The organism is Jatrophihabitans sp. (assembly GCF_051960575.1).
Classification (GTDB): Bacteria; Actinomycetota; Actinomycetes; order Mycobacteriales; family Jatrophihabitantaceae; genus JBQCEE01.
On the sequence record NZ_JBQCEE010000158.1, the window covers coordinates 1 to 22999 of the forward strand.

Annotated in this window: 25 protein-coding genes, 1 tRNA gene and 2 pseudogenes; 16 read left to right on the forward strand and 12 right to left on the reverse strand. The window is 72.6% G+C overall.

Annotation, left to right across the window (positions count from 1 at the left end):
• Positions 1 to 346, forward strand: a pseudogene (locus ACTHMS_RS08950) (hypothetical protein); the annotation flags it as partial.
• Between the two features lie 114 nt (positions 347 to 460).
• Here the strand turns inward: ACTHMS_RS08950 and ACTHMS_RS08955 are convergent.
• Positions 461 to 1363 (reverse strand): mechanosensitive ion channel family protein, encoded by a 903-nt coding sequence (locus tag ACTHMS_RS08955; protein ID WP_440306314.1) that lies wholly within the window; start codon positions 1361 to 1363, stop codon positions 461 to 463.
• A gap of 55 nt (positions 1364 to 1418) precedes the next feature.
• Positions 1419 to 1871 carry an N-acetyltransferase family protein gene (locus ACTHMS_RS08960; RefSeq protein ID WP_440306315.1) on the reverse strand — a complete coding sequence of 151 codons (453 nt, stop codon included), beginning with the start codon at positions 1869 to 1871 and terminating at the stop codon, positions 1419 to 1421.
• Between the two features lie 67 nt (positions 1872 to 1938).
• Between ACTHMS_RS08960 and ACTHMS_RS08965 the strand changes: the two genes are divergently transcribed.
• The 3 genes from ACTHMS_RS08965 (at position 1939) to ACTHMS_RS08975 (ending at position 3757) form a co-directional block, all read left to right on the forward strand.
• Complete coding sequence (locus tag ACTHMS_RS08965; protein ID WP_440306316.1) at positions 1939 to 2451, forward strand: GNAT family N-acetyltransferase; 513 nt, start codon at positions 1939 to 1941, stop codon at positions 2449 to 2451.
• Positions 2452 to 2530: 79 nt separating this feature from the next.
• Positions 2531 to 3253, forward strand: a complete 723-nt coding sequence (locus ACTHMS_RS08970) for a Pr6Pr family membrane protein (RefSeq protein WP_440306317.1) — start codon at positions 2531 to 2533, stop codon at positions 3251 to 3253.
• Positions 3254 to 3262: 9 nt separating this feature from the next.
• The gene (locus ACTHMS_RS08975; RefSeq protein WP_440306318.1) at positions 3263 to 3757 is read left to right on the forward strand and encodes an SRPBCC family protein; all 495 of its coding nucleotides are present in this window, start codon (positions 3263 to 3265) and stop codon (positions 3755 to 3757) included.
• Here the strand turns inward: ACTHMS_RS08975 and ACTHMS_RS08980 are convergent.
• Both ACTHMS_RS08980 and ACTHMS_RS08985 read right to left on the reverse strand, forming a co-directional pair.
• Positions 3744 to 4013, reverse strand: a complete 270-nt coding sequence (locus ACTHMS_RS08980) for a metal-sensitive transcriptional regulator (protein ID WP_440306319.1) — start codon at positions 4011 to 4013, stop codon at positions 3744 to 3746. The two genes, ACTHMS_RS08975 and ACTHMS_RS08980, sit on opposite strands and share 14 nt — an antisense overlap.
• Before the next feature lie 38 nt (positions 4014 to 4051).
• Positions 4052 to 5272: an NAD(P)/FAD-dependent oxidoreductase gene (locus ACTHMS_RS08985; protein WP_440306320.1), complete on the reverse strand. Its 1221-nt coding sequence runs from the start codon at positions 5270 to 5272 to the stop codon at positions 4052 to 4054.
• 181 nt (positions 5273 to 5453) lie between these two features.
• Here ACTHMS_RS08985 and ACTHMS_RS08990 point away from each other — a divergent pair, with 181 nt between their 5' ends.
• The 3 genes from ACTHMS_RS08990 (at position 5454) to ACTHMS_RS09000 (ending at position 7388) form a co-directional block, all read left to right on the forward strand.
• A complete protein-coding gene (locus ACTHMS_RS08990) occupies positions 5454 to 5864 on the forward strand; it encodes a DUF302 domain-containing protein (RefSeq protein WP_440306321.1) in 411 nt (136 codons plus the stop codon).
• Positions 5861 to 6256, forward strand: coding sequence for an OsmC family protein (locus ACTHMS_RS08995; protein ID WP_440306322.1), 396 nt, complete (start codon positions 5861 to 5863; stop codon positions 6254 to 6256). Before ACTHMS_RS08990 ends, ACTHMS_RS08995 begins: the two co-directional genes overlap by 4 nt.
• Before the next feature lie 193 nt (positions 6257 to 6449).
• The gene (locus ACTHMS_RS09000; protein ID WP_440306337.1) at positions 6450 to 7388 is read left to right on the forward strand and encodes a DUF5914 domain-containing protein; all 939 of its coding nucleotides are present in this window, start codon (positions 6450 to 6452) and stop codon (positions 7386 to 7388) included.
• Here the strand turns inward: ACTHMS_RS09000 and ACTHMS_RS09005 are convergent.
• The 3 genes from ACTHMS_RS09005 to ACTHMS_RS09015 form a co-directional block, all read right to left on the reverse strand.
• Positions 7358 to 8932, reverse strand: coding sequence for an FAD-dependent oxidoreductase (locus tag ACTHMS_RS09005; RefSeq protein ID WP_440306323.1), 1575 nt, complete (start codon positions 8930 to 8932; stop codon positions 7358 to 7360). The two genes, ACTHMS_RS09000 and ACTHMS_RS09005, sit on opposite strands and share 31 nt — an antisense overlap.
• Positions 8929 to 9699, reverse strand: a complete 771-nt coding sequence (locus ACTHMS_RS09010) for a class I SAM-dependent methyltransferase (protein WP_440306324.1) — start codon at positions 9697 to 9699, stop codon at positions 8929 to 8931. The genes ACTHMS_RS09005 and ACTHMS_RS09010 overlap by 4 nt, the downstream gene beginning before the upstream one ends.
• Positions 9700 to 9788: 89 nt before the next feature.
• Positions 9789 to 10262 carry a hypothetical protein gene (locus tag ACTHMS_RS09015; RefSeq protein ID WP_440306325.1) on the reverse strand — a complete coding sequence of 158 codons (474 nt, stop codon included), beginning with the start codon at positions 10260 to 10262 and terminating at the stop codon, positions 9789 to 9791.
• 78 nt (positions 10263 to 10340) lie between these two features.
• Between ACTHMS_RS09015 and ACTHMS_RS09020 the strand changes: the two genes are divergently transcribed.
• Positions 10341 to 10976, forward strand: a complete 636-nt coding sequence (locus ACTHMS_RS09020; RefSeq protein ID WP_440306326.1) for a nucleoside/nucleotide kinase family protein — start codon at positions 10341 to 10343, stop codon at positions 10974 to 10976.
• A gap of 3 nt (positions 10977 to 10979) precedes the next feature.
• Here ACTHMS_RS09020 and ACTHMS_RS09025 read toward each other — a convergent pair whose 3' ends face one another.
• Genes ACTHMS_RS09025 through selD form a run of 3 tightly spaced genes read right to left on the reverse strand, consistent with a single transcriptional unit; the run spans position 10980 to position 13985 of the window.
• Positions 10980 to 11864, reverse strand: coding sequence for a ribokinase (locus ACTHMS_RS09025; RefSeq protein ID WP_440306327.1), 885 nt, complete (start codon positions 11862 to 11864; stop codon positions 10980 to 10982).
• Between the two features lie 52 nt (positions 11865 to 11916).
• Positions 11917 to 12966: an L-glyceraldehyde 3-phosphate reductase gene (mgrA, locus tag ACTHMS_RS09030; protein WP_440306328.1), complete on the reverse strand. Its 1050-nt coding sequence runs from the start codon at positions 12964 to 12966 to the stop codon at positions 11917 to 11919.
• A gap of 38 nt (positions 12967 to 13004) precedes the next feature.
• Entirely contained in the window at positions 13005 to 13985 is a 981-nt protein-coding gene (gene selD, locus ACTHMS_RS09035; protein ID WP_440306338.1) for a selenide, water dikinase SelD, read from the reverse strand.
• A gap of 43 nt (positions 13986 to 14028) precedes the next feature.
• On the opposite strand from selD, the gene ACTHMS_RS09040 reads away from it, so the two are divergent.
• The 8 genes from ACTHMS_RS09040 to ACTHMS_RS09075 all read left to right on the forward strand — a co-directional run bounded on the left by ACTHMS_RS09040 (position 14029) and on the right by ACTHMS_RS09075 (position 21939).
• A tRNA-Sec gene (locus ACTHMS_RS09040) sits at positions 14029 to 14124 on the forward strand.
• Positions 14125 to 14147: 23 nt separating this feature from the next.
• On the forward strand, positions 14148 to 15437 hold the full coding sequence (gene selA, locus ACTHMS_RS09045; protein WP_440306329.1) for an L-seryl-tRNA(Sec) selenium transferase: 1290 nt from the start codon (positions 14148 to 14150) through the stop codon (positions 15435 to 15437).
• Positions 15434 to 17203 carry a selenocysteine-specific translation elongation factor gene (gene selB, locus ACTHMS_RS09050; RefSeq protein ID WP_440306330.1) on the forward strand — a complete coding sequence of 590 codons (1770 nt, stop codon included), beginning with the start codon at positions 15434 to 15436 and terminating at the stop codon, positions 17201 to 17203. The genes selA and selB overlap by 4 nt, the downstream gene beginning before the upstream one ends.
• Positions 17200 to 18354 (forward strand): MFS transporter, encoded by a 1155-nt coding sequence (locus tag ACTHMS_RS09055; RefSeq protein WP_440306331.1) that lies wholly within the window; start codon positions 17200 to 17202, stop codon positions 18352 to 18354. Before selB ends, ACTHMS_RS09055 begins: the two co-directional genes overlap by 4 nt.
• An 11-nt stretch (positions 18355 to 18365) precedes the next feature.
• Positions 18366 to 19343, forward strand: a complete 978-nt coding sequence (locus tag ACTHMS_RS09060; RefSeq protein WP_440306332.1) for an MOSC domain-containing protein — start codon at positions 18366 to 18368, stop codon at positions 19341 to 19343.
• Positions 19344 to 19427: 84 nt separating this feature from the next.
• A complete protein-coding gene (locus ACTHMS_RS09065; protein WP_440306333.1) occupies positions 19428 to 19610 on the forward strand; it encodes an antitoxin in 183 nt (60 codons plus the stop codon).
• 1321 nt (positions 19611 to 20931) lie between these two features.
• Positions 20932 to 21348 (forward strand): DUF4259 domain-containing protein, encoded by a 417-nt coding sequence (locus tag ACTHMS_RS09070; RefSeq protein ID WP_440306334.1) that lies wholly within the window; start codon positions 20932 to 20934, stop codon positions 21346 to 21348.
• Between the two features lie 45 nt (positions 21349 to 21393).
• Positions 21394 to 21939, forward strand: coding sequence for a DUF6869 domain-containing protein (locus ACTHMS_RS09075; protein ID WP_440306335.1), 546 nt, complete (start codon positions 21394 to 21396; stop codon positions 21937 to 21939).
• An 87-nt stretch (positions 21940 to 22026) separates the two neighbouring features.
• Here the strand turns inward: ACTHMS_RS09075 and ACTHMS_RS09080 are convergent, their stop codons facing one another.
• Together ACTHMS_RS09080 and ACTHMS_RS09085 are read right to left on the reverse strand one after the other, a co-directional pair.
• The gene (locus ACTHMS_RS09080) at positions 22027 to 22491 is read right to left on the reverse strand and encodes a hypothetical protein (RefSeq protein ID WP_440306336.1); all 465 of its coding nucleotides are present in this window, start codon (positions 22489 to 22491) and stop codon (positions 22027 to 22029) included.
• Positions 22492 to 22670: 179 nt separating this feature from the next.
• Positions 22671 to 22999 (reverse strand): annotated as a pseudogene (locus ACTHMS_RS09085) (HNH endonuclease); the annotation flags it as partial.

Below are 22999 nucleotides of genomic sequence, written 5' to 3' on the forward strand. Positions count from 1 at the left end.
GGGACGCCGTGAGCAGCGCCGAGACGAGGTCGTCACCCGCGGCGCCGGCGAGGGGGCCGCGGTCGTCGTCGACTGGGGGCACCGGTCTCGTCCCGCCTTCCTGCGTCGTCGCTGCTACGGGGTCGACGAACCCGGCAACGGTACCGGAAGCGGCGCGCTCGACGCCGGGCTCGTCGGAGCCGGCGACGAGGTGGTGCTCGAGGTCGACGGTGGCGCCGACGGGAGACGGCTCGAACTGCTCGGTGCGGGTGTCCGAGGCGCGGGGGTCGACGACGGTGTCGGGGACGCGGGTGCCGTCGAGGTGGGCGCGGGGGTCGTCGGCCGGCTCGGCTCGGTGGGGTGGTAGGTGGCCGAGTCGCTCGACGCGGGGCGGATGAGGAAGTACACGACCAGCGTCACGACGAAGACGGCACTCAGCACCCACGTCGACGGCCGCGGGTGGACGTAGGCCCGCCAGCGCTCACGCATCGGCGCGCGTCCCGTCGCGGTCGGCGTCGATGGCCGGCGTCACGCTGATGCCCTCGCGCAGCAGGGCACGGGTGATGCGCGCGCGCAGGGCGCGGCCGACGTCGAACTGCTTGCCGGGCAGCGTGCGCGCCACGACCCGCACGTTGAACTGGTCGACCTCGAGGCTCTCGACGCCCATCACCGACGGCGCGTCCAGCAGCAGGGCGTGCAGGTCGGGATCGGCGAAGGCGTCGTCGCAGACATGGCGCAGCACCTCGTTGACGCGGTTCACGTCGGCCGACACCGGCACCGGCACGTCGACGACCGCGCGGGCCCAGTCGCGCGAGAGGTTGGTGACCTGCACGATCTGGCCGTTCGGGGTGATCACCACCTCGCCGTCGAGCGTGCGGATGCGGGTGATGCGCAGCGTCACCTCCTCGACCGTGCCGACCGCGCCGGGCGTGCCGATGGCGGCCAGCCGCACGACGTCGCCGAAGCCGTACTGCCGTTCGGTGATGAGGAAGAAACCCGCGAGCACGTCCTGGACGATCCGCTGGGCGCCGAAGCCGAGGGCCACGCCGGCGACCGTGGCCGGGGCGACGAACCCGGTCAGCGGCACACCGAGCAGACCGACCACCAGCACGGCCGTGATGCAGTAGATGACCACCAGCGTCGCCCAGGTGATGACCTGCGCGACGGCGTGCCGGTGCTTCAGCGACTCGGAGCGCACGAGGGCGTCGGTGGCGGCGGCCCGCTGGTCCATGCGGTCGATGTAGAGCGCGCTCACCCAGTTCGCGAGCCGCGTGACGAGCACGGCGCCGACGACCAGGGCGACGATGAGGGGGAGCTTGCTGCGCGCCCACAGTCCGACGTCCGTCAGGGGCGTGACGGCGAGGACGTGGACGGCCGGTGACACCCCTCCATGGTGGACCGTCGCCGTCGGCGCGCCGACGGCACCCCGCGGTGGGACGTCACCGGTCGAGCGGGCGCCAGCGCATGAGCAGGTCGGGCTCGCCCTCCTCGTTGTCGCCGTCGGTGCCGCCAACGACGACGAACCCGTGACGCTCGTAGCAGCGGCGGGCGCGCTCGTTGACGACGAAGACCCAGAGCTCGAGCCCGCCGGGACGCTGCGACTTCGCGTGGTCGATGAGCGCCGAGCCGATGCCGCGACCCTGGTCGGCCGGCAGCACGAACAGCCAGTCGAGGTGGTCGCCGTCGAGCACGAGCAGGCCCACGTCCCGCCCGTCGCGTCGCGCCAGCCACACCTCGCGCTGCGGCAGCACGACCTCGCGCACGTGCCGCAGCACGTCGTCGGGCGGGTGGATGCCCGGCGGCATGTCGGACGCGTCCCGCGACTCGAGGTGGATGCGCGCGACCGTCGCGGCGTCGTCGTCGGTCGCCCGTCTGATCTGCGGCTCGAGCACGCCGCGCAGCGTAGGGCGTCGGGCGCCGTCGCCGAAGTCGCTGTGCCCGCGCCGTAGCGTGGGCGGCATGTCCGACGCCGCGTCCGACCTCGTCACCGAGCGGCTGCTGCTGCACCCGGTCGACCAGACCGAGGGTGAGCGCATCGTCGCGCGCCGACCCGCCCCCACCGACGTGTGGGCCGACGACTTCCCCTTCGAGGGCGACGTGCACGGTGTCGGCGCCTTCCTGCGGGCGACGGCGCTGCTCGGCGAGCAGCGTCCGTTCGGCTTCTACCGGATCACCCGCGCAGCGGACGGCCGGGCGATCGGCGGCATCGGCTTCAAGGGCCGCCCGGTCGACGGCGTCGTCGAGGTCGGCTACGGGCTCGCGCCGTCCGCCCGCGGCAGCGGGTACGCCGCGGAGGCGCTGCGCGCGGTCGTCGAGCTCGCCGGCCGTCACGGGGTGCGGCGGGTCGTCGCCGACACCGAGCCGGACAACCTGGCCTCGCAGCGCACGCTCGAGCACGCCGGCTTCACCCGCGCCGGTCACACCGCCGACGGGCTCTCGCTGTTCGTCTGCGACCTCGACCCCGCCGACTGAGCCCACCGGTCGCCCGCGCCGCGGCGCGCTGGAAGCTGCGCGCGCTGCCGACAGCCCGCTGCGTCGATATCCTCCGGCCATGCTGACCCGCCCGTCGGTGGCCCGCTGGTGGCACGGCACGATCGCCGTGTCGGTGCTGTTCGCGTTGATGCTGCAGGCCGTCATCGCGGCACGGGCCCCAGGCACGCCGCCGGGGCACGCCGTCGGCACGCTCGCCGGGGCGCCGGTGGCGAGCCGCTTCGTGCGGTTCCTGAGCTTTTTCACCGTGCAGAGCAACATCCTCAGCGGCATCGTGTCCGCCCAATTGGCTGCGCGCCCGCAGCGCGACGGCGGCGTCTGGCGGGCCGTGCGCCTCGCGGCGCTCGTCGGCATCACCGTCACCGGCGTCGTCTACTCGACGGTGCTGGCGCGCGTGCACGAGCCGAAGGGCTGGGACCAGGTCGTCAGCAACATCTTCGTGCACTACGTCGTGCCGATCATGATGGTGCTCGGCTGGGTGCTGTTCGGCCCGCGCCCACGGATCGACCTCGCCGTCATCTGCCGCGCCGCCGTGTGGCCGGTCGCCTGGCTGGTCTACACGCTGATCCACGGCGAGGTGTCGAAGTGGTACCCGTACCCCTTCCTCGACGTGCCGACCCACGGCTACGGACGCGTCACGGTGAACATCGTCGGCGTGCTCGTCGTGTTCGCGATCGTGGCGAGCCTGTACCGGCTCGGTGACCGACGCCTGCCCGCAACCGATGTCGAGAACGTGCCCTCACCCGTGCTGCGTCCGAGCGCGGCCGAGGGCCACGCGCCCTAGCATCAGCCCATGCCGTCGCCGCTGCAGCTGTCCCGGTCGCGCACCTACCCCGTGCCCGTCGAGGCGATGTTCGACGCGCTGCTACCGGTGCCGCTCGAGACGCTGTTCAGCCGCCGCTACGGGCCGATCCCGCCGATCAGCGGCACACGCCAGGACGGCGTGTGGGGCATCGCCGGGCAGCGGCGGCGCACCGTCCTGCTCGCCGGCGGCGGCTCGATGCAGGAGGAGTTGCTGTCGGTCGACCGGCCGCACCTGTTCGCCTACCGCATCAGCGGCGTCACCGGCCCGATGAAGCGGCTCGCCGCGTCGATCGACGGGTCGTGGTCGTTCGAGCCGGTGGGCACGGGCGTGCGGGTGACCTGGCGGTGGACGCTGCACCCTGCGTCCGGCGCCGTCGTACCGATCCTGCCGCTCTTCGCCCGGCTCTGGCGCGGCTACGCCCGGCAGGCGCTCGAGCGGGTCGAGGAACTGCGTCTCGGGCTGGGCGGCGCTACGCCAGGCTGAGGAACAGTTTCTCCATGCGCTCCGGCGTCATGGCGTCGGCGTCGCTCCCCGGCTTCGCGGTCAGGCACTGACGGAGGCCGGCCGACACCAGGCTGAATCCGGCGCGCTGCAGCGCCCGGCTCGCCGCGGCGAGCTGCGTGACGATGTCCTCGCAGTCGCGGCCCTGCTCGAGCATGCGGATCACCCCGCCGATCTGACCTTCGACGCGGCGCAGCCGCTTGATCAGCTCGTCGGTGGTGCCGGCTTCGAGTCGCATGCCGCCATGATATACCCCCAGGGGTACATCGCGTCGCGTCACGGCAACTGGACGTGACCGTTGCGCGCCTTCCAGAGGAAGTACTTCTCGAAGCCGAGCTTCAGCGCGTGCGCCTGCGGGCCAGGGATGAGGACGCCGTGCTTCTTCGGCGCGAGCATCTTGTCGGCGAGGATGACGACGCCGTTGTTCCCCGCGTCGAGCACGCACACCGCTGCGATGTCGTCGAACGGCTTCGAATGCTCGGGCAGCTGACCGCGGATCTGGGCTGCGATGTTCTGTGCTGCGACGTGTGCCTGCACCTCGGTCGGGTAGCCGGTCTTCGGCACGCCGATGGGGATCGCCGTCTGCCACGGGCTGACCACCTGGGCGGCGATGCCGACGACGTAGACGTCGTCGAACTTCTCGCTCTGGTAGGTGGGCCGGACGGGCAGGTACCCCTTGTCGTCCGGGTCGAGCGCGGACGCCGTGCGGGCGACCTCCTGGCCGACGAACGGCGGCACGACCATCGAGTACTGCGACGGGATCTCGGTGCCATCGGTGAGCGTGACCGCGTCCGCCCCGACACCCTCGATGGCGACGCCGACCCGCGCTTCGATGTGCTGGCGGCGCAGGAAGGAGCCGAGCAACTGCTCGCCGTGCGGCAGACCGCCGATGCCGAAGTGCCCGAGGAAGGGTTCCGCCGTCAGGTAGGTGAGGTTGACGCGGCTGCGCACACCGGCCTTGCGCAGGCGGTAGGCGGTGTTGAAGAGGAACTCGTACGCCGCGCCGAAGCAGCCGGCGCCCTGGCTGGCCGCCACGACGATGTCGCCGCGACGACCGTCGCCGAGCCCGTCCAGGAACCGGCGCCAGGCCTCGCCGGCGGCGACGGCGTTGTCGAGTGTGGTGATCGTGACGCCGTGCTCGACCAGGCCGGGAACGGCGTCGAAGTTGTTGCGGTAGCCGGTCGCGACGACCAGGTAGTCGTAGGCGTACCAGGTGCCGCTCGCCGTCCTGACCTGCCGGTGATCCGCGTCGATCTCGACCGCGGCCTCGTGCACGAAGTCGATGCCGTGCTTCGTGAACGTCGGTTCGACAGGGAAGGTGATGTCGTCGGGGTTGCGCTTGCCGAACGGCAGCCAGATCAGGCTCGGGTTGAACAGGAAGCGGTCGGCCGGGGAGATGACCCGGACGTCGACGTCGTCGAACAGCTCGCGGCGCACCGCCAGGGCGGCGGTGAGCCCGCCGAAGTTCGAGCCGAGCACCAGCACTCTCTTGCGCATCGAAGTCTCCTTCCGGGTGAGGCGACGGTAGGTGTGTCGGCGCTGACGGAGGACGGACCAATGGCCCGTCCTCGGCACGACCTGGCTCCTAGTACCCCGGGGGGTATAGACTGCAGCACGTTCGACCATTGGACTTCGGGTCTTCGAGGGACGAGCCGAGTACGCACCGAGGAGAGATTCCATGACCGACTACGGCATCACCGTCGAGGTGCCGCTGACGTTCGACGAGGCGGTGGCCCGCACCCGCGTCGCCCTCGCCGACCAGGGCTTCGGCGTCCTCACCGAGATCGACGTCGCGGCGACGCTGCGATCGAAGCTCGGCGTCGAGGTGCCCGCGCAGCTCATCCTCGGTGCCTGCAACCCGCCGCTCGCCCACCGCGCGCTGCAGGCCGAACCGTCCATCGGCCTGCTGCTGCCGTGCAACGTCGTCGTCCGGTCGCTGCCCGACGGCGGCACGGTGGTCGAGGCGATCGACCCGCGCGTGATGGTCGCGGTCAGCGGCCACGACGCGCTCGGCGACGTCGCGGCGGAGGCGCGGTCGCGGCTCGTCGACGCGCTCGACGCGGTCGCCGCCTCGACACTGCCTGCATGAGCGGCCACGTACACGTCGGTCACGTCGCCGGCGAGCGCTTCGCCGTGACCGTGCGCGGACACACCTTCGAGGTCGACCAGCCGCGCGAGGAGGGTGGTACCGACGTGGGCCCCACGCCCGTCGAACTGTTCGCCGCGTCCCTCGCGTCGTGCATCGCCACCCTCGCCCGCTCGTACTGCGAGCGGCACGACGTCGACGCTGCCGGCCTCGAGGTCACCTGCGACTGGACCGTCGCCGACCGGCCGAGGCGGGTGGACACGATGACGGTCGCGATCACGCCGCCGACGGGGCTGCCCGACGAGCGGCGGGCCGGCTTCCTCGCCGTCGCGTCGCACTGCACCGTCCACAACAGTCTCGACGTGCCGCCGGCCGTCACCGTGTCCCTCTCGTAGTCCGGCCGTCGCGAACCCCCTGCTGTGGCCCATTTGCGGGCTCGGAAATGGGCCACAGCAGGGGGTTCGTGCGCGACGGAGGCAGGATGGAGGGGTGACCCGCACCGTTCCTGACCAGCCGCAGGCCGACGCGCGCGCGACGACGACGCCGGCGACGACACCGGCCGAGCGGCCGCGCATCCCGATCGTCCGCATGCCGCAGCCGCCCGCCGACCGGCTCGCGGCGACGTGGCGGCAGGCCGACCTGGCGCGCATCACCGAGGCGCGCGAGGCCGCCGAGCGGCGGACGACCGGTGGCTGGCACGTGGTGGGAGCGGCCGCCGACATCCGGCGGGGCAGCTCGGTCGTGCACACGGTGCTCGGGCGCGAGATCGTGCTGTGGCGTGCCGACGACGGCACGCTGTACGCCGGCCCGGGGGCCTGCCCGCACATGGGGGCGTCGCTGGCCGACTGCCCGGTGAGCGGCAGCACGCTGCGCTGCAAGTGGCACGGGCTCGCCTTCACGCCCAAAGGGCGCCCCGACTGGACGCCGGTGCGGGCGCACGACGACGGCGTGCTCGCGTGGGTGCAGCTCGCCGGCGACGACACGCCGACCGACGAGCCCGTGCTGCCGCCGCGGCCGCCGCTCGAGTCGTCGGTGACTGCCGTGGTCGCGATGGACGGACGCTGCGAGCCGCGCGACGTCATCGCGAACCGGCTCGACCCGTGGCACGGCGCGTGGCTGCACCCGTACGCGTTCAGCCACCTCACCGTCGACGAGGACGCGAGCGACACGCACCGCCTCGTGGTCGACGTCGCCTTCCGCCTGGGCCGCCGCTACGGCGTGCCCGTGCGCGCGGTGTTCTTCTGCCCGGACGCGCGCACCATCGTCATGCAGATCGTCGACGGCGAGGGCACGGGCAGCGTGGTCGAGACGCACGCGACGCTGCTGCGGCACGAGCCCGAGGGCACCCCGGTCACCCGGGTCACCGAGGCGACGATCGCCTACAGCGACCGCGCCGGCTTCCGGGTCGCGACGCGCCTGGCGGGCCTGCTGCGGCCGGCGATGCGGCACACCGCGCGGCAACTGTGGGTCGACGACCTCGCCTACGCCGAGCGGCGCTACCTGGTGCGCACCGGCTCGCTGCGCTGACCGCTCGCGGCGGCGCGGATCGCCTGCGGCCCGCGTGCGTGCCGGCCGAGCCAGGTGCGTGAGCGCAGCGGCACCGTCCAGAGGCCGTGCCCGGCGAGACGCCACTGCTGCAGCAGCTCGTTCGCGGCGAGGAAGCCGGTGGTGGCGGCGCGCTCCATCAGCGCGACGGGGAAGTCGCAGCGGATGCCGTCACCTGCGAGCACTATTCGCGGGTCAGGGGTCGACACGCCCGGACGCCGCGCCCACGGCTCGACCCCGACGAGGGGGCAGTCGGCGTTGAGCAGGAACTCGTCGGCGACGACCGACGCGTGCGCGTACTCGGGGTAGAGCCGGTCGAGCGTCGCGCGCATCTCGGCGCGCAGCCCGGCCTCGTCGGTGTCGTCGAGCGCGTAGGCGTGCAGCTCGACCACCGAACCACCGGTGCGCGCGGCCCACGTCGCAGCACCGGCCTCGAAGCGCTCGAGCACGCTGATGTTGTCGACGCGTCCGAACCCGGCGGTGCCGAGGAACGGCGGCCGCTCGGACGCAGCGGGCCGGTCGAACCACAGGCGGTGCACGGCGAACGGCGGGGCCATGCGCAGGGCCGCGAGTCGCTCACGCCAGTCGTCGCCGGCGCTGGTCGCGTCGGGCGGCAGCAACAGCCCTTGCGTCGTGGCGAGATCGGTGGCGACGACGACGGCGTCGGCCTCCACCACACCGGTTGAGGTCAGTACCTCGACACCTGTTGTGGACGACGCGACGGCCTCGACCGCGGTGCCGGTGCGGACGTCGACGCCCCGCTGCCGCAGGTGGCCTGCCAGCGGTGCCCAGAGCGCGCTGTCGTAGTCGTCGTCGGGCACGTCGAAGAGCAGACCCTCGGCCGAGCCGAGGAAGTAGGCGTGGAACATCGCGATCAGCTCGCCGGCGGCGAAGTCGCTCGGGTGGGCGAAGAAGCTGCGCGCGAAGACCTCGAGCGCGAGGTGGCGTGCGGGGGTCGGGAAGCGCAGGCGGTCGAGGTAGTCGGCCGCGCTCTCGCCGTCGTGCTGCTCGAACGTGCGCGGGAAGTCGACGTTGAGCAGCTCGGTCGCGGCGTCGCCGTCGATGTGCTTGAGGTCGGCCAGGGTGAAGGTCTTGCTCTGCAGCACGAAGGTGATGAGGTTCCACGGCGGCCGGCGGGGGATGCGCGCGAACGAGTCCTCGAACCCGTCGGCCGAGAGCAGCGGGTAGTCGGCTACGGGCACCAGCCGCCGCAGCGACGGGTCGACGCGCCGCAGCAGCGCCCGCAGGTTGTAGTACTGCCGGAAGAAGGCGTGGAAGCCGCGGCTCATCGTCGCCGGGCCGTCGGCATGGGCGACCGGCCAGGCACGCACGCGGCCGCCCAACTGCTCGTGCTGTTCGAGCAGCGTGACGGCGACGCCGCGTTCGGCGAGCGCGGTCGCCGCGGCCAGCCCTGCGACCCCGCCGCCGAGCACGGCGACGTGGTGCGTGCGGCCATCGTCGGAGGCGCCGTGGTGCGCGGGGTGGTGCTCGGCCCGCTTGTCGCGTCCGGGGCGGGTGCGGGTCACGGGCGGCGCGCCGAGATCGTGTGCAGGATGCCGCGCTGCCAGATCGCGGCGGTGGTGAACCGGACGTCCTCGACCCGCACGTCGATGAACCCGGCCCGCTCGAGTCGGTCGGTGAAGGCGGCCAGTGTGTCGAACTGCAGCACGCTGCGCCAGAGGTAGCGGTAGAGCGCGGTGCGCCGGGTGAGCACCAGGCTCATCGGGATGATCACGAGCCAGCAGACCAGCGTCCAGAGCGCCATCGCGCGGCGCGAGCCCGCGACCGAGTACTCCTGCACGACGAGGCGCCCGCCCGGGGCGAGCACGTCGCGCACCGCGCCGAGGGTGGCGTCGCGGTCGGCGGCGGGCACGTTGCGGAACAGGTAGCACGCGAACGCGCCGTCGTAGGGCGGGCGCAGGCCCCACTCGTCCGCCCTGGACGAGACCTGCTCGGCCCGACCGTGCACGAACCGCACGCCGGCGGGCCACGGCTTGCGCCGCGCCTGGTCGAGCATGCCGTCGGACGCGTCGACGCCGACGACCTCGGCCGGGTCGGGCACCTCGCACAGCAGGGCCGTCGTCGAGGCCCCGGAGCCGCAGCCGATGTCGAGCAGCCGCGGCCGCTCCGGCAGGCCGGCGGCGAGCGCGGCGGCACCGGCACGCAGGTGCGCGTGGTAGCCGGGGTTGAGGCCGACCATCAGGTCGTAGCGGCGTGCCGTCGCGTCGAACTCGCGGCTCAGCACGGCGGAGTGGCGGTCGGCGTCGACGAGCCCGCCCGGAATCTCACGCATCTGTTCGATCCAAGCACAGGTTCGGCGGGGATGGACGCGCCGCCCGGCACACGTTCGCCGGGCGGCGCTCGTCGCGGGTCAGGACCGGGTCAGTGCTCGGCGTGCTCCTGCTCGGCCACCTGCTCGTGGCGCTGCTCGGCGCGCTCGTCCTCGATCTGCTCGGCGAGCAGGTGCTTCGCGCGCAGCGCGGCCTGCACCTCCTGCAGGTCGGCGTCCTCGGCGAGCTCGCCCGCGTGCGGCTCCAGCTCCTCCTGCTCGAGCAGGTCGTCGGCGATCTGCTCGGCCTGCTGCACGTCGACCTCGATCGGCGCGTCGTCGCGCAGCGCGGTCGCCGACGGGCGGCTCGGGCGGTCGTCGTCCGTCGACGTGGGTGACGGCGCGAACCGGCCGTCCGTCGCCCGGTCGGCCGCCCGGCCGGCGGTGCGACGGCCCCGGAGGACCAGGGCCTCGACGGTCTGCACGCCGTGCTCGGCCGTGCTGAGCACGCGGTCGCCGAGGGGCACCTTGTGCAGCACGGTGGCGGGCAGGTGCAGGATGCGGTGGGCAAGGGTCGTGACAGACATGGAGTCCTCTTCGATGATCGACAACAGCTGCCCTCTGGTCTACCCGGGCGGCCGCGCGACTCACCGCCTGTGACGAAGGTGGATGAGGTCCGGGCGTCCGTCGACGAGCTCGCGACCCGTGCTGTCGCCCTCGCCGCGGGACGCCGCCGCACCCTGCTCGGCATCACCGGTGCCCCGGGCGCCGGGAAGTCGACCCTCGCGGCGGCCCTCGCCGACCGCATCGGCGACGCCGCCGTCGTGGTCGGGATGGACGGCTTCCACCTCGCCCACGCCGAGCTGCAGCGGCTGGGGCGCGCCGACCGCAAGGGTGCGCCGGACACCTTCGACGCCCGCGGCTACGCCGCCCTGCTGCACCGTCTGCGGCACGACGACGCGCCGGTCGTCTACGCGCCGCTGTTCCGGCGCGACCTCGAGGAGCCGATCGCCAACTGCGTGCCCGTCCCGCGCGACGTCGCGCTGGTGATCACCGAGGGCAACTACCTGCTGCTGGACGGTGCGTGGACACCGGTGCGCGCCGAACTCGACGCGGTCTGGTTCCTCGAGGTGCCGGACGACGTGCGGCGGCAGCGGCTGGTCGAGCGCCGCGTCGGCCACGGCTGGCCGCGGGAGGACGCCTGGCGCTGGACGACCTGCAGCGACGAGCGCAACGCCGGGACGGTCGCCGCCACGCGAGCCCGTGCCGACCTGGTCGTCGAGGTGACAGCGCCCGGCTGAGCGTCAGGGACGCGGCGGCTGGGCGCCGGCGTGCTGCACGGCGCGGGTGCCCGCCTCGACGGCGGCGGAGACCGCGTCGCCGAGTTCGGCGCCGAGGGCGAGGCGGGCGGCGAGGGTTCCGGCGAAGGCGTCACCGGCGCCGGTGGTGTCGACGGCGGTGACCCCGGCGGCCGCGACGTGCCGCACGCCGTCACCAGTGGCGAGGAACGCGCCGTCGCCGCCCGCGGTCACGACGACGGCACGCGGGCCGATCGCGGTGAGCGAGGCAGCGAGTGCCGCCGGCTCGTCGGTGCTCACCCGGCCGGCCGAGTACGCGGCCTCCGCCCGGTTGACGACCAGGACGTCGACGGCGGTGAGGGTGGTCGGCTCGACCGGGCGGGCGGGGGACAGGTTCAGCACCACGGTGCACCCGGCCGCGGCAGCGAGTTCGACGGCGCGGTCGACAGCCGCCGGCGGGACCTCGAGCTGGACGAGCAGCACCGCGGCGCCCGTGATGACGTCCCGCCAGCCGTCGACGTCGGCCGGCGTGACGGCCTGGTTGGCGCCGGGCGCGACCGCGATCTGGTTCTCGCCGGTCGGCCCGACCAGCACGATCGCCAGGCCGCTCGCGCCGTCGGCCTTCGCGACGTGCGAGGTGTCGACCCTGTGCGCGGCGAGGTCGTCGAGCAGTGTCGTGCCCGCGTCGTCGGTGCCGACCCGCCCGAGGAAGGTCACCGCGGCGCCGGCGGCGGCTGCCGCGACCGCCTGGTTGCCGCCCTTCCCGCCCGGCTGCCAGCCCGGTTCGCCGCCGAGCACCGTCTCGCCCGGGGCCGGCAGGCTCTGCACCCGCAGCGTCAGGTCGAGGTTGGTCGACCCGAGCACCACGACCCGGCCACTGCGATCGGACATCGACGCACCCCTCGGTCGAGACCTCCTGGTCTCAACCGACGTTGAGACGCCGTCAGACTAGAGGATCCGGGCCGAGTTGCGACTGCTCGCGCCACAGGTCGACGGCCGGGTCGTCCTTGGCCAACGCGTCGATCGCCGCCAGCTCTTCGTCGGTGAAGTCGGTGCGGTGCACAGCCGACACGTTGCTCTCGAGCTGCTCGACCGAGCTCGCGCCGATCACGACCGACGTCACGCGAGGGTCGCGCAGAGTCCACGAGATCGCCATCTCGGCCAGCGACTGCCCGCGCCGCTCGGCGATGGCGTTCAGTTCGCGCAGCACCTGCACCCGCTCGTCGGTGATCACGTCACGCGAGAACGTGTCGTTGCGCGACGCCCGCGAACCCTCCGGCACGCCGTCGAGGTACTTGTCCGTGAGCAGCCCCTGGGCAAGCGCGGTGAAGCCGATGCAGCCTGCGCCGACGTCGGCGAGGGTGTCGAGCAGCCCGCCCTCGATCCAGCGGTTGAACATCGAGTACGACGGCTGGTGGATGAGCAGCCGGGTGCCGAGGCGTGCCAGCAGGTCGGCCGCCTGCCGGGTGCGCTCGGGGCCGTAGGACGAGATGCCGACGTAGAGCGCCTTGCCCTGCTGGACGGCGGTGTGCAGGGCACCGACCGTCTCGTCCAGCGGGGTGTCGGGGTCGGGGCGGTGCGAGTAGAAGATGTCGACGTGGTCGAGGCCGAGCCGCCGCAGCGACTGGTCGAGGCTGCCCAGCAGGTACTTGCGCGAGCCGAGGTCGCCGTAGGGGCCGGGCCACATGTCCCAGCCGGCCTTCGTGCTGATCACGAGCTCGTCGCGGTACGGACCGAAGTCCTCGCGCAGGATGCGCCCGACGTTGATCTCGGCCGAGCCGTAGGGCGGCCCGTAGTTGTTGGCGAGGTCGAAGTGGGTCACCCCGAGGTCGAAGGCCCGCTGCATGATCGCCCGCTGCGTCTCGAGCCGCCGGTCGTCGCCGAAGTTCTGCCAGAAGCCGAGCGACACCATCGGCAGCTGGATGCCGCTGCGCCCGCAACGGCGATAGCGCATCGTGTCGTAGCGCTTCGGGTCGGCCACGTAGGCGTCCAAGGTCAGTCCCTTCGTCCAGGTCTCGGCGGATGGTGTGCTCAGCGGATGACGAGGGTGGTGTCGGCGCGGGGCACGAACTCGCCGATCACCGGTGCACCGGGGATCTCGCCGGCCAGCAGCAGGCCACCGCTCGTCTGCGCGTCCGCGAGCAGGAGCAGTTCGTCCTCGTCCACGCCGGACGCGAGGTGCGGGCGCACCCAGTCGAGGTTGCGCCAGGTGCCGCCGCTGACGAAGCCGTCGCGCAGCGCCTCACGGGCGCCGTCGAGGTAGGGCACGGCGGCGGCGTCCACGACGGCGGTGACCCCAGAGGCCCGCGCCATCTTGTACAGGTGACCGAGCAGGCCGAACCCGGTGACGTCGGTGGCGGCCGCGATGCCGGCCTCGAGCGCCGCGGCGGCCGCCCGCTTGTTCAGCGCCGTCATGCTCGCGATCGCCTGCGGGAAGACCTCGCCGGTGGACTTGTGCCGGTTGTTCAGCACGCCGACGCCCAGATGCTTGCTGAGGCTGATCGGCTGCCCGGCGCGGGCGGCGTCGTTGCGCATGACGCGGGCCGGGTCGGCGACACCGGTCACGGCGAGGCCGTACTTCGGCTCGGGGTCGTCGATGCTGTGGCCGCCGCCGACGTGGCACCCGGCCTCGCGGCAGATGTCCAGGCCGCCGCGCAGCACCTCGCGCAGCAGCTCGCCGGGCAGCACGTCGCGCGGCCAGCCGACGAGGTTCACGGCCACGACCGGCCGCCCGCCCATGGCGTAGACGTCCGACAGCGCGTTCGCCGCGGCGATGCGGCCGAAGTCGTAGGCGTCGTCGACGACGGGGGTGAAGAAGTCGGCGGTGGCGACCACGGCGAGCCCGTCCTGCACACGCACGATTGCGGCGTCGTCGCCGTCGTCGAGGCCGACGACGAGGTCGGGACCGGTGTCGCCGGTGAGGTCGCGGACGATCTCTTCGAGCTCGCCCGGCGGGATCTTGCAGGCGCAGCCGCCGCCGTGCGCGAACTGCGTCAGGCGGGTGCTGGTCAGCTCGGCGCTCACCTCTCCGACAGTAGGCACTAGCGTGATCAGCGGAGGCGTCCGGGTGCCTGGTGGCCCCCCCGGTCTTCAAAACCGGTGAAGTCGAGCAACTCGGCTTGGCGGGTTCGATTCCCGTCCGTCTCCGCCACACGTTCCGCCGAAGGAGGTGCCGTGACCGACCCGCGCCGGCACCTCCCGCGCACCGACGCCGTGCTGGCCGAGCCGGTGCTCGCCGCGGCGGCGGCCCGTCTCGACCCGGCCGTGGTGAAGCGCGCCGTCGTCGAGCGGCTCGCGGCGTACCGGGCGGCGCCCCCGGCCACCGCGCCCGACGCGGCGCAGGTCGCCGCCGAGGTGGCCGCGGCCCTGCCCCGGGGCGGCACCACGCTGCGCCGGGTGATCAACGCCACCGGGGTCGTGCTGCACACGAACCTCGGACGCGCACCCCTGTCGTCCGACGCGCTGCGTGCAGTGGCGCAGGCCGCGGGCTACGTCGACGTCGAGTTCGACCTGGCCGACGGACGCCGCGCCGCGCGCGGGCGGGGCACGCTCGAAGCGCTGCGGCGCGCGCTGCCGGACGCGGGCGACGTGCACGTGGTGAACAACGGCGCGGCCGCCCTCGTGCTCGCGACCACCGCGCTGGCGGCAGGGCGCGAGGTGATCGTGAGCCGCGGCGAACTGGTCGAGATCGGCGACGGCTTCCGCCTACCCGACCTCATCGAGTCGACGGGTGCGCGGCTGCGCGAGGTCGGCACCACCAACCGGGTGACGCTCGACGACTATGCGGCGGCGATCGGGCCCGACACCGGGTGCGTGCTGAAGGTGCACCCGAGCAACTTCCGGATCGAGGGGTTCACCCGCGCCGTCGAGGTCGATCGCCTGACGACGCTGCCGGTGCCGGTGGTCGTTGATGTCGGTAGCGGCCTGCTCGCACCCGACCCGCTGCTGCCGGACGAGCCGGACGTGACCACCGCGCTGCGGGCCGGTGCGGCCGTGGTGACGTGCAGCGGCGACAAGCTGCTCGGCGGCCCGCAGGCCGGCCTGCTCGCGGGCCAGGCCGCCGTCGTGCAACGGCTGCGGCGGCACCCGCTCGCGCGGGCGCTGCGTGTCGACAAGCTCACGCTCGCGGCGCTCGAGGCGTCGCTGACCGCGCCGACGCCGGTGCATGCCTTCCTGCACGCTGACGCCGATGACCTCAACAGACGTTGTGTGCGGCTGGCCGAGTCGGTCGGGGGCGTCGTGGTCGCGTCCGACGGGGTCGTGGGCGGCGGGGGAGCGCCGGGACTGACCCTGCCGGGCTGGGCCGTCGCCCTGCCCGAGTTTTACGCGGCCGCGCTGCGTGCGGGCGAGCCGCCGGTGGTCGGGCGGGTCGAGCACGGGCGCTGCCTGCTCGACCTGCGCTGCGTCGACCCGGCCGACGACGACCTGCTCGTGGCGGCGGTCGGCCGGGTGCGGGACGCGTGACGGTGCGGGTCGTCGCCACCGCCGGGCACGTCGACCACGGCAAGTCGACGCTCGTCCGCGCGCTCACCGGGATGGAGCCAGACCGCTGGGCGGAAGAGCGTCGCCGGGGTATGACCATCGACCTCGGCTATGCCTGGACGACCCTGCCGTCGGGCGCCGGGATCGCCTTCGTCGACGTGCCCGGACACCAGCGCTTCATCGCCAACATGCTGGCCGGGCTCGGCCCGGTGCCGGCGGTGCTCTTCGTCGTCGCCGCCGACGAGGGCTGGTCGCGCCAGTCCGAGGAACACCTCGCCGCCGCCGACGCGCTGGCCGTGCGGCACGGCGTGCTGGCCGTGACGCGCAGCGACCTCGCCGATCCTGCGCCCGCGCTGGAGGAGGCGCGTGCGCGGCTGGCCCGTTCGTCGCTCGGGGAGGTCGACGCTGTGACCGTGTCCGGCGCGACGGGCGCAGGCCTCGACGAATTGCGCACCGCGCTCGACCGGCTCGTCGCGACGCTGCCGGTGCCGGACGCTCGCGACGGCGTCCGACTCTGGATCGACCGCAGTTTCACGGTCAGGGGTAGTGGCACCGTCGTCACCGGGACGCTCGCCGCCGGGCGCGTCGCCGCCGGCGACACCCTGCTGCTCGGCGACCGCCCCGTCGCGGTACGTGCCCTGCAGTCACTGGGCACGTCGCGCGAGACGGTCGAGGCGCCCGCTCGCGTCGCGCTGAACCTGCGCAACATCGCGCGGGACGAGATCGGACGCGGCGACGCGCTCGTGACGCCCTCCGCCTGGCCGACGCCCACCGAGGTCGACGTGCTGCTCGCCCGCGTGGACGAGGTGCCCACCGAGCTCATGCTGCATCTCGGCACGGCGGCGCTGCCGGTGCGGGTACGGCCCCTCGCCCGTGACGACCGCGGCCTGCTCGCGCGGCTGCGCCTGCCGCGCGCCGTGCCCGTGCGCGCAGGTGACCGGGCCGTGCTGCGCGACCCCGGGCAGCAGGCCGTGGCCGCAGGCGTGCTGGTGCTCGACGCCGATCCGCCGCCCCTCAACCGGCGTGGAGCCGCCGCGTCGCGCGCCGCCGCCCTCATGACCGCCGACGGTCGGGTCGACCCCGCCGTCGAGCTCGTGCGGCGCGGCGCGATGCCGCAACAATTGTTGCGCCGCCTGGCCGGTCGGGTCGAGGTGTCGCTGCCCGGCCTCGTCACGCACGGCGACTGGCTGATCGCGCCGTGGCAGTGGTCGACCTGGCGCGCCGCAGTGGGTGAGACGGTGCCGGCCTGGGCGAAGGAGCATCCGCTCGACCCGGCGATGCCGTTGCCGGCCCTCGCCCGCGCGCTCGGCCTGCCGGACGCCTCGCTCGCTGCACCGCTCGCCGAGGCGGCCGACCTGCAGGTCGGTGACGGCCGTGTGCGCGCGCCCGTCGAGGTGGCAACCCTCGGTGCGGCCGAGGAGTCGGTGCGCACGCTCGAGCACCGTCTCGCCACCGACCCGTTCGCCGCGCCCGAGGCCTACGAGCTCGCCGACCTGCGACTCGGGCACCGCGAACTGAGCGCCGCCGCCCGCGCCGGTCGGCTGCTGCGGCTCGGCGACATCGTGCTGCTGCCCACGGCGGTCGACGAGGCGGCGCGTCGACTCGCGGCCCTGCCGCAGCCGTTCACGACCAGCCAAGCCCGGCAGGCGCTCGGCACGAGCCGCCGCGTGGCCATCCCGCTGCTCGAGCAGCTCGACCGGCTCGGTCGTACCGAACGGGTCGACGCCGCCACGCGCCGCGTCCGGTGACCGGCGCGGGGGCGGCCTATCGGCGCGACCGCGCCACCTGGGTGGCCTTCGCGGCCCTGTTCGCGTTCGGCGTCCTCAACGCGCTGCTCGGTCCGGCGCTGCCCTACCTGCGCCGCACCGAGCATCTGACCTACGTCGCGGGCGCACTGCACCAGGCCGCATTCGCGTTGGGCGGGATGACCGCGGGGGCGCTGGCGGCGCGTTCGCACGCCGACCGCCGGCGCACCATCGTGCTTGGGCTGGCGGGTGCCGGCGCCGCAGCACTGCTGCTCGGCTACGGCGACCGGCTCGCGTTGACGCTCGCCGGTGCCCTGCTGTGCAGCGCGTTCGCCACGGCCGCGTTGATCCGGCTCTGGGCGTCGCTCGCCGACCGGCACGGCGCGCATCGGGCGGTCGCGATGACCGAGGGCGAGGTGGCGGTCAGCCTCGCCGGGATCGCGACCCCGAGCCTGATCGCCGTATGCGCCGCGTCCGTGCTCGGCTGGCGCGCCGCGTTCGTCGTCGCAGCGGTCGTCGTGGCCGCGGCCGTCACGGCGGTTGCGCTCGGTCCGCGCGAGCGGCTCGTCGCCGCCGAGCCGGACGGTGACGCCGTCGATGCGGCCACGGTCGCGCGCGGCGGCTCTCGGCGCGGGCTGGTCACGATCTTCGCGGTGGTCGGCGCCGAGTTCACGATCAGCTTCTGGGGCGCGTCCTGGTTGCACGACGATGTCGGGATCGCGCGCGACGCCGCGGCCGCGCTGGTGAGCGTGGGCTACGCGGCCAACCTGGTCGGGCGGGTGGTGGCAAGCCGGCTGGCACGACGGCGTCCGGCGGCGTCCGTGCTGTTCGCCGCGCTGGTGCTGGTACTCGCCGGCTCGCCGGTGCTGCTCGCCGCCGACACGGCGGCCGTTGCCGTGCTCGGGCTCCTCATCACGGGGATCGGCATCGGCGCGACGTTCCCGCTCGCGTCCGCCCTGCATGTCGCCTCGAGCCGGCGGACCGCCGACCAGGCCCTCGGCGAGATCCTCGTAGTCGCTGGTGTAGGCCAGATCGTCGCCCCGCTCGCGGCCGGCGTGATCGCGCAGCGGTCGTCGCTCACCGCCGGCCTGCTGGTGCTGCCGGTGCTGGCGCTGCTCGCTGCCGGCACGGTGCGCACGCCGCGGTCCCTATGATCGGCGCCACGATGGACGTCCTCGAGCTCTGGCGGTTCCCGGTCAAGTCGATGGTCGGCGAGCGGCTCACGCACGCCCACCTCGACACCCGTGGCGTGCGCGGCGACCGCCTCTGGGCGGTGCACGACGTCGAGCGCGACGTCACCGTCTCGGCCCGCCGCCTGCCCGCGCTGTTGCGCCTGCGCGCGCGGTACGCCGTCGAGCCGGACGCGTCGTCCGGCCCTGGTCGCGTGCCGCCGGTGGTCGTCACGCTGCCCGACGGCGGCGAGGTGCGCAGCGACGACCCGGGCGTCCACGACGCGCTGTCTGCCGCGCTCGACCGCGACGTCCGCCTGCAACCGCTCGGCGCCGCCGTCCCGATGCCGTGGCGCGAGCGGCTCACGTCCGGGCTGCCATCGGCCATCGCGCGCGACTTCGGCCTCGACCGTGACGAGCGGTTGCCCGACTTCAGCCGCATGGCGCTGCGGCCCCTGCTGCAGTACGCCACCTACGGCACACCGCCGGGAACCTTCGTCGATCTCAGCCCGGTACATCTGCTCACGGACGCGAGCCTGCGCGCCGTGCGCGACCAGCTCGGCGACGCCGATGCGCCGGACGCCCGGCGGTTCCGGCCGAACGTGTTCGTGCATGCTCCTGGTGACGCCCTCGTCGAGAGCGGCTGGGCCGGGGGAGCCGTGCGGCTCGGCGGCACCGCGCAGGTGCGCGTCGACATGCCGACGGTGCGCTGCGTGATCCCGAGTCGCGCGCAGGACGACCTGCCGACCGACCGTCGGCTCACCCGCGCCGTCGCCGAGACCGGCGACCGGTTCCTCGGCGTCTACGCGACCGTCGACCGCGCCGGCGTCGTCGCGGTCGGCGATCAGGTGCGGTTCGAGCCGCCCGTCCCGCCGGGGCCGATCGCGCGCGCCGCCCGCCGCGGACGCGACACCGCGCTCACCGGCGTGCTGCGACTCGCCGAACTCGCCCGCCGCCTGCCCGCGGGCGGCTGACGCGACCCTCGTCGTGCCGCCCGCGCTGTGGTAGGACCGAGGGAGGTCGGCCGCCGGGCGGACCGCGGAGGGAAGGACATCGCCATGCCGGGCTTGGACGACCTGAAGAAGTTCGCCGAGGACCACGACCAGCAGCTCGACCAGGCGCTCGAGAAGGCCGGGGACGCGGCCGGCAAGAAGTTCGGCCATGTCGACCAGATCGACAAGGCCGTCGACTGGGCGCAGGAGCACACGGGCGACGGCGACAGCTCGGGCGAGCAGCGCTGACGACCTGATCGTCGCGCCGGCCCGTTCAGGCCTCGGTCGGGCCCTGGGCTACGACCGCTCATGATCAACGCGGTCTGGTGTACCGCGGGCGGTACACCGGACCGCAGGTGACGTGCCAGAGGCGCAGCAAGACGCGCGGGCTGCCGAGGTCCGTCGTCGGCTGCGGCTGTCCCGCATCGTGAGTGGATTGACACCTGTGTCGGTGATGGTGTTGCCCGCGCCGCCTGAGGACGCAGCACCCGATGTGAGCGTCGTGCTCTCGCCACCGGACCACGACGTTGCAGCTCGAATCCGGGCACTGTTCGCGGACGACCGAGTCGCCGTCCGATCTCGCCAGTGGAGACGCTCGCCCAATCGACGGCTGCCGCCGCGGCAATCTTCGGCTCTTCCTCCCTGCTGGCTGAGGGCGATTCCAACCCGAACCGAGCCCTGTTCGCTGTCTTGCCTTGACGTCCACGTAGATCTAGAAGTCAAGGCACGGGGGCGGCCACCCGTCGCCGTACCCCTCATCTACCTTGCTGTCCGGGTAGCGGTCCAGGAAAGCCCTGGGGAGCCGCTTCCCAGAGCAGAGCGTCGCCGCCGGGTTCGCTCACGCGAAAGTCGGCGTCCGCCGCTGCGAACACTGGCTCGCAGGCGGCGCGCACAGCGTCGATCCACCGACGACTCAGACCGTCCACGTGAGCAACCTACGCGCGCGGATCAACGCCGGATCCGACTACTGACGAGCTGTGAGTCAGTCGCCGCTTCGTGGATTTCAGTTCGGGTGCCCGTACACGAGCAACGGCGTTCTGCGCGGGCGAAGCTCGTCGATGCGCAAGACAGGTCCGCGTAACAACCGCCAGGGGTAGACACCCCCTCGGCCCGAGAAGTTGTGAATGACCATCGGCGTCCCGCTGTCGAGGAACACGTAGCCCTCGAGCACGGTTCCGTCGATCGCTTTCGTCGGGTCGCCGACGATGATGCGCAGCCGGACGTCGCGGCCGAATTAGGGCATGAGCGCCGTCCTGGCGTCGGCTTGCCAAAGATCCGGCCAGTCAATCGTCTCCACATGACGAGCCTCGTGTATGTCCTGGTCACTCGCGAATCGGCACGACCGCGCACAACGCGGCATGGTCGCTCACGCCGTCGTTGCCTCGTCCATTTCAGCGAAAGCCCACCGAACGTGCGCTTCCATCCACGTTTGGGCCAGGTGTCTTTCGCGTTGACTTCGAGACGCACCACCATCGTGATAATCGCTTCGTCTGGCCGCAGCAGTGGTCGGGCCGACCTAGTCGTCGAATCGTGTGTCGGCTAGCCGGCTTCTTCTGGCATTCTGACTGCCATGGGAGCTTGGGGGTCAGGCCCGTTTGACAACGATGACGCGGCGGACTTCGCCGGTGATCTGGGCGAGCTCGATGATTGGTCGGCCGTCTCGGTCGAGTTGCAGCGTGCCATGTCGGCGGTGGGTGCCGGCGGATACATCGAGGTTTCGCAGATGAGCGAGGCGGTCGCTGCGGCGGCCTTGGTCGCCATCCTGGATGGTTACGAGGGCGGCGCCAGCGCCTACCGTCCGTCGTCGGAATGGCTCGCTGCGATGCGAGGTGGCGTCACCGCGGCGCAGCGCCGGATGGCTGCGGATGTCCTTAAGCGCGCGTTCGTGCCTGCGGACAACGAGTGGTTTGAGCTCTGGGACGAAGCCGACGCGGTCGATGACGTTCGCGGGTCGCTTGAGCCCTACTCAAGCCACCTCTCTCCCTAGCATTACCGCGAACGCGTTGAGGGTTAGCGACATCCGGACCTGCGCATGGTCGCGTTGTGCCGTGACACCGGCATGGTCGTGCTGGTAGTCGCGCACTCTGCAACGGATGATGACTCGGTGCAACACGCGTCTGTCGACTCCTCCGGGCGCATCACCTTCACCACGCTCGACGGGGAGGTTCGGAGATGGGAATCGCTCCGCATGTTGGCGAGGGAGTACTGGCGCCATGAACGCCTGCGCGCTGCCCAAGTGACCGACGACGCTGCCAACACCGACGAAGACGATTGCATCCTGGACCTGACCACCAAGCCGGTCTGGGCCGGCTGCATCTCGCTGATCCACGCCCTTATTGATGAGGCCGCTGACGATGACGAGATCGGTCGGGTGGCTGCCGGACCGATAGAGGACGTCGTCGCTATCTGGGGCGAGGGCGAACGCTTCATCGACGACATCGAGCGGCGCGCGACGACCGACCCCCGTTGGCGGACAGCTGTTGCCGGAGTGTGGCTAGATCGCCAGGGACAGCCGGACGTCAACCGGAGGCTCGCACAGTTCGGTGCGCGGTTCTCCGACGGAACTACACCCGAGTAGATGCAGACCACGCGACGGTCGCCGATGCGCCGAGTCAGCGGCATGGTCGCGCTCGGGCAAGAGGTGAGCAAGGGAGGCGATCTGAGTTCAGCGGATCGTGAAACCGCTGATGCTCGCGCCAGGCGGCAGATCTTCGATCTGTTCGTGGATCTGACCAGCAATGTTGACCGTGACGACGAAGTCCGTAACCGTCAGGTTGTCGACCGCGACATCGCCGCCCAGAGCCGGCAGCACGGTGAACGCGAGAATCTGTGATGGTCCAGGATTCAGCCCGGCGTTGAACGCATCTTGGACCAGACCGACGAGCAGGAACTCATCCTGAGCCGCGGGCGTGTTGATCGCCGCCTGGAACGCCGCCGCGTCAGGCCACACACGGTCAAGAGTCCCGTCGAGAGTGCTCAGGAAGCAGAACGAACCGTCTGGAGCTTGCAGGAACACATCACCGAAAGCGTTTGACAGGGCAGGGGACATCCCGGCAAGCCCGTCGAGCCAACTCCATGATTCGAGGGCATCGGCGTACATCTGGGGATCGAACCTTCGGATCGGCTCCACGGCGCGCAGCCTACCGACGTGGACCACGGTTCGGTCTGACGCTCGCCCAAGATCGACAAACGCGATCGGAACTGGGCATGACAGCGTCGCGCTCTTGATCGTCCGATCCGCTTAAAACTCGGCGTGGTCGAGCGCAGAGGGGTGCCTTGACTGACGCGACGCCTGATCGTCTCGACGGTTCAGTCGAGTTCGGGGTCGGTGTCGGCGTGGAGGTCGGTGAGGTCGCGTGCTGGGTCGAAGGCGCGGCGGAGTCGGTTGAACCGTGGTGTTCGTTCGGGGTCGAGCCAGGCGGGTGGTCGCCAGCCGACTCTGCCGTTGATCATGACGGGTTGCCAGCCTTGGCTGCGGGCGATGCGGTGGTGGAAGACGCAGACGAGGTGGCCGTCGTCGACGCAGGTCCGCTGGCTGATGATCCAGGGGGTGATGTGGTCGGCTTCGAGGTAGGCGATGGGGGCGTCGCAGTCGGGGAAGGTGCAGCCGCCGTCGCGGGCGAGCATGGCGAGGCGTT

Bases quoted from the DNA above. Each gene is read 5' to 3' on its own strand.
- ACTHMS_RS08965 (WP_440306316.1), top strand. From the start codon at position 1,939: ATGTCCGACGCCGCGTCCGACCTCGTCACCGAGCGGCTGCTGCTGCAC.
- ACTHMS_RS08970 (WP_440306317.1), top strand. From the start codon at position 2,531: ATGCTGACCCGCCCGTCGGTGGCCCGCTGGTGGCACGGCACGATCGCC.
- ACTHMS_RS08975 (WP_440306318.1), top strand. From the start codon at position 3,263: ATGCCGTCGCCGCTGCAGCTGTCCCGGTCGCGCACCTACCCCGTGCCC.
- ACTHMS_RS08980 (WP_440306319.1), bottom strand. From the start codon at position 4,013: ATGCGACTCGAAGCCGGCACCACCGACGAGCTGATCAAGCGGCTGCGC.
- ACTHMS_RS08985 (WP_440306320.1), bottom strand. From the start codon at position 5,272: ATGCGCAAGAGAGTGCTGGTGCTCGGCTCGAACTTCGGCGGGCTCACC.
- ACTHMS_RS08990 (WP_440306321.1), top strand. From the start codon at position 5,454: ATGACCGACTACGGCATCACCGTCGAGGTGCCGCTGACGTTCGACGAG.
- ACTHMS_RS08995 (WP_440306322.1), top strand. From the start codon at position 5,861: ATGAGCGGCCACGTACACGTCGGTCACGTCGCCGGCGAGCGCTTCGCC.
- ACTHMS_RS09000 (WP_440306337.1), top strand. From the start codon at position 6,450: ATGCCGCAGCCGCCCGCCGACCGGCTCGCGGCGACGTGGCGGCAGGCC.
- ACTHMS_RS09010 (WP_440306324.1), bottom strand. From the start codon at position 9,699: ATGCGTGAGATTCCGGGCGGGCTCGTCGACGCCGACCGCCACTCCGCC.
- ACTHMS_RS09015 (WP_440306325.1), bottom strand. From the start codon at position 10,262: ATGTCTGTCACGACCCTTGCCCACCGCATCCTGCACCTGCCCGCCACC.
- ACTHMS_RS09025 (WP_440306327.1), bottom strand. From the start codon at position 11,864: ATGTCCGATCGCAGTGGCCGGGTCGTGGTGCTCGGGTCGACCAACCTC.
- ACTHMS_RS09060 (WP_440306332.1), top strand. From the start codon at position 18,366: ATGGACGTCCTCGAGCTCTGGCGGTTCCCGGTCAAGTCGATGGTCGGC.
- ACTHMS_RS09065 (WP_440306333.1), top strand. From the start codon at position 19,428: ATGCCGGGCTTGGACGACCTGAAGAAGTTCGCCGAGGACCACGACCAG.
- ACTHMS_RS09070 (WP_440306334.1), top strand. From the start codon at position 20,932: ATGGGAGCTTGGGGGTCAGGCCCGTTTGACAACGATGACGCGGCGGAC.
- ACTHMS_RS09075 (WP_440306335.1), top strand. From the start codon at position 21,394: ATGGTCGCGTTGTGCCGTGACACCGGCATGGTCGTGCTGGTAGTCGCG.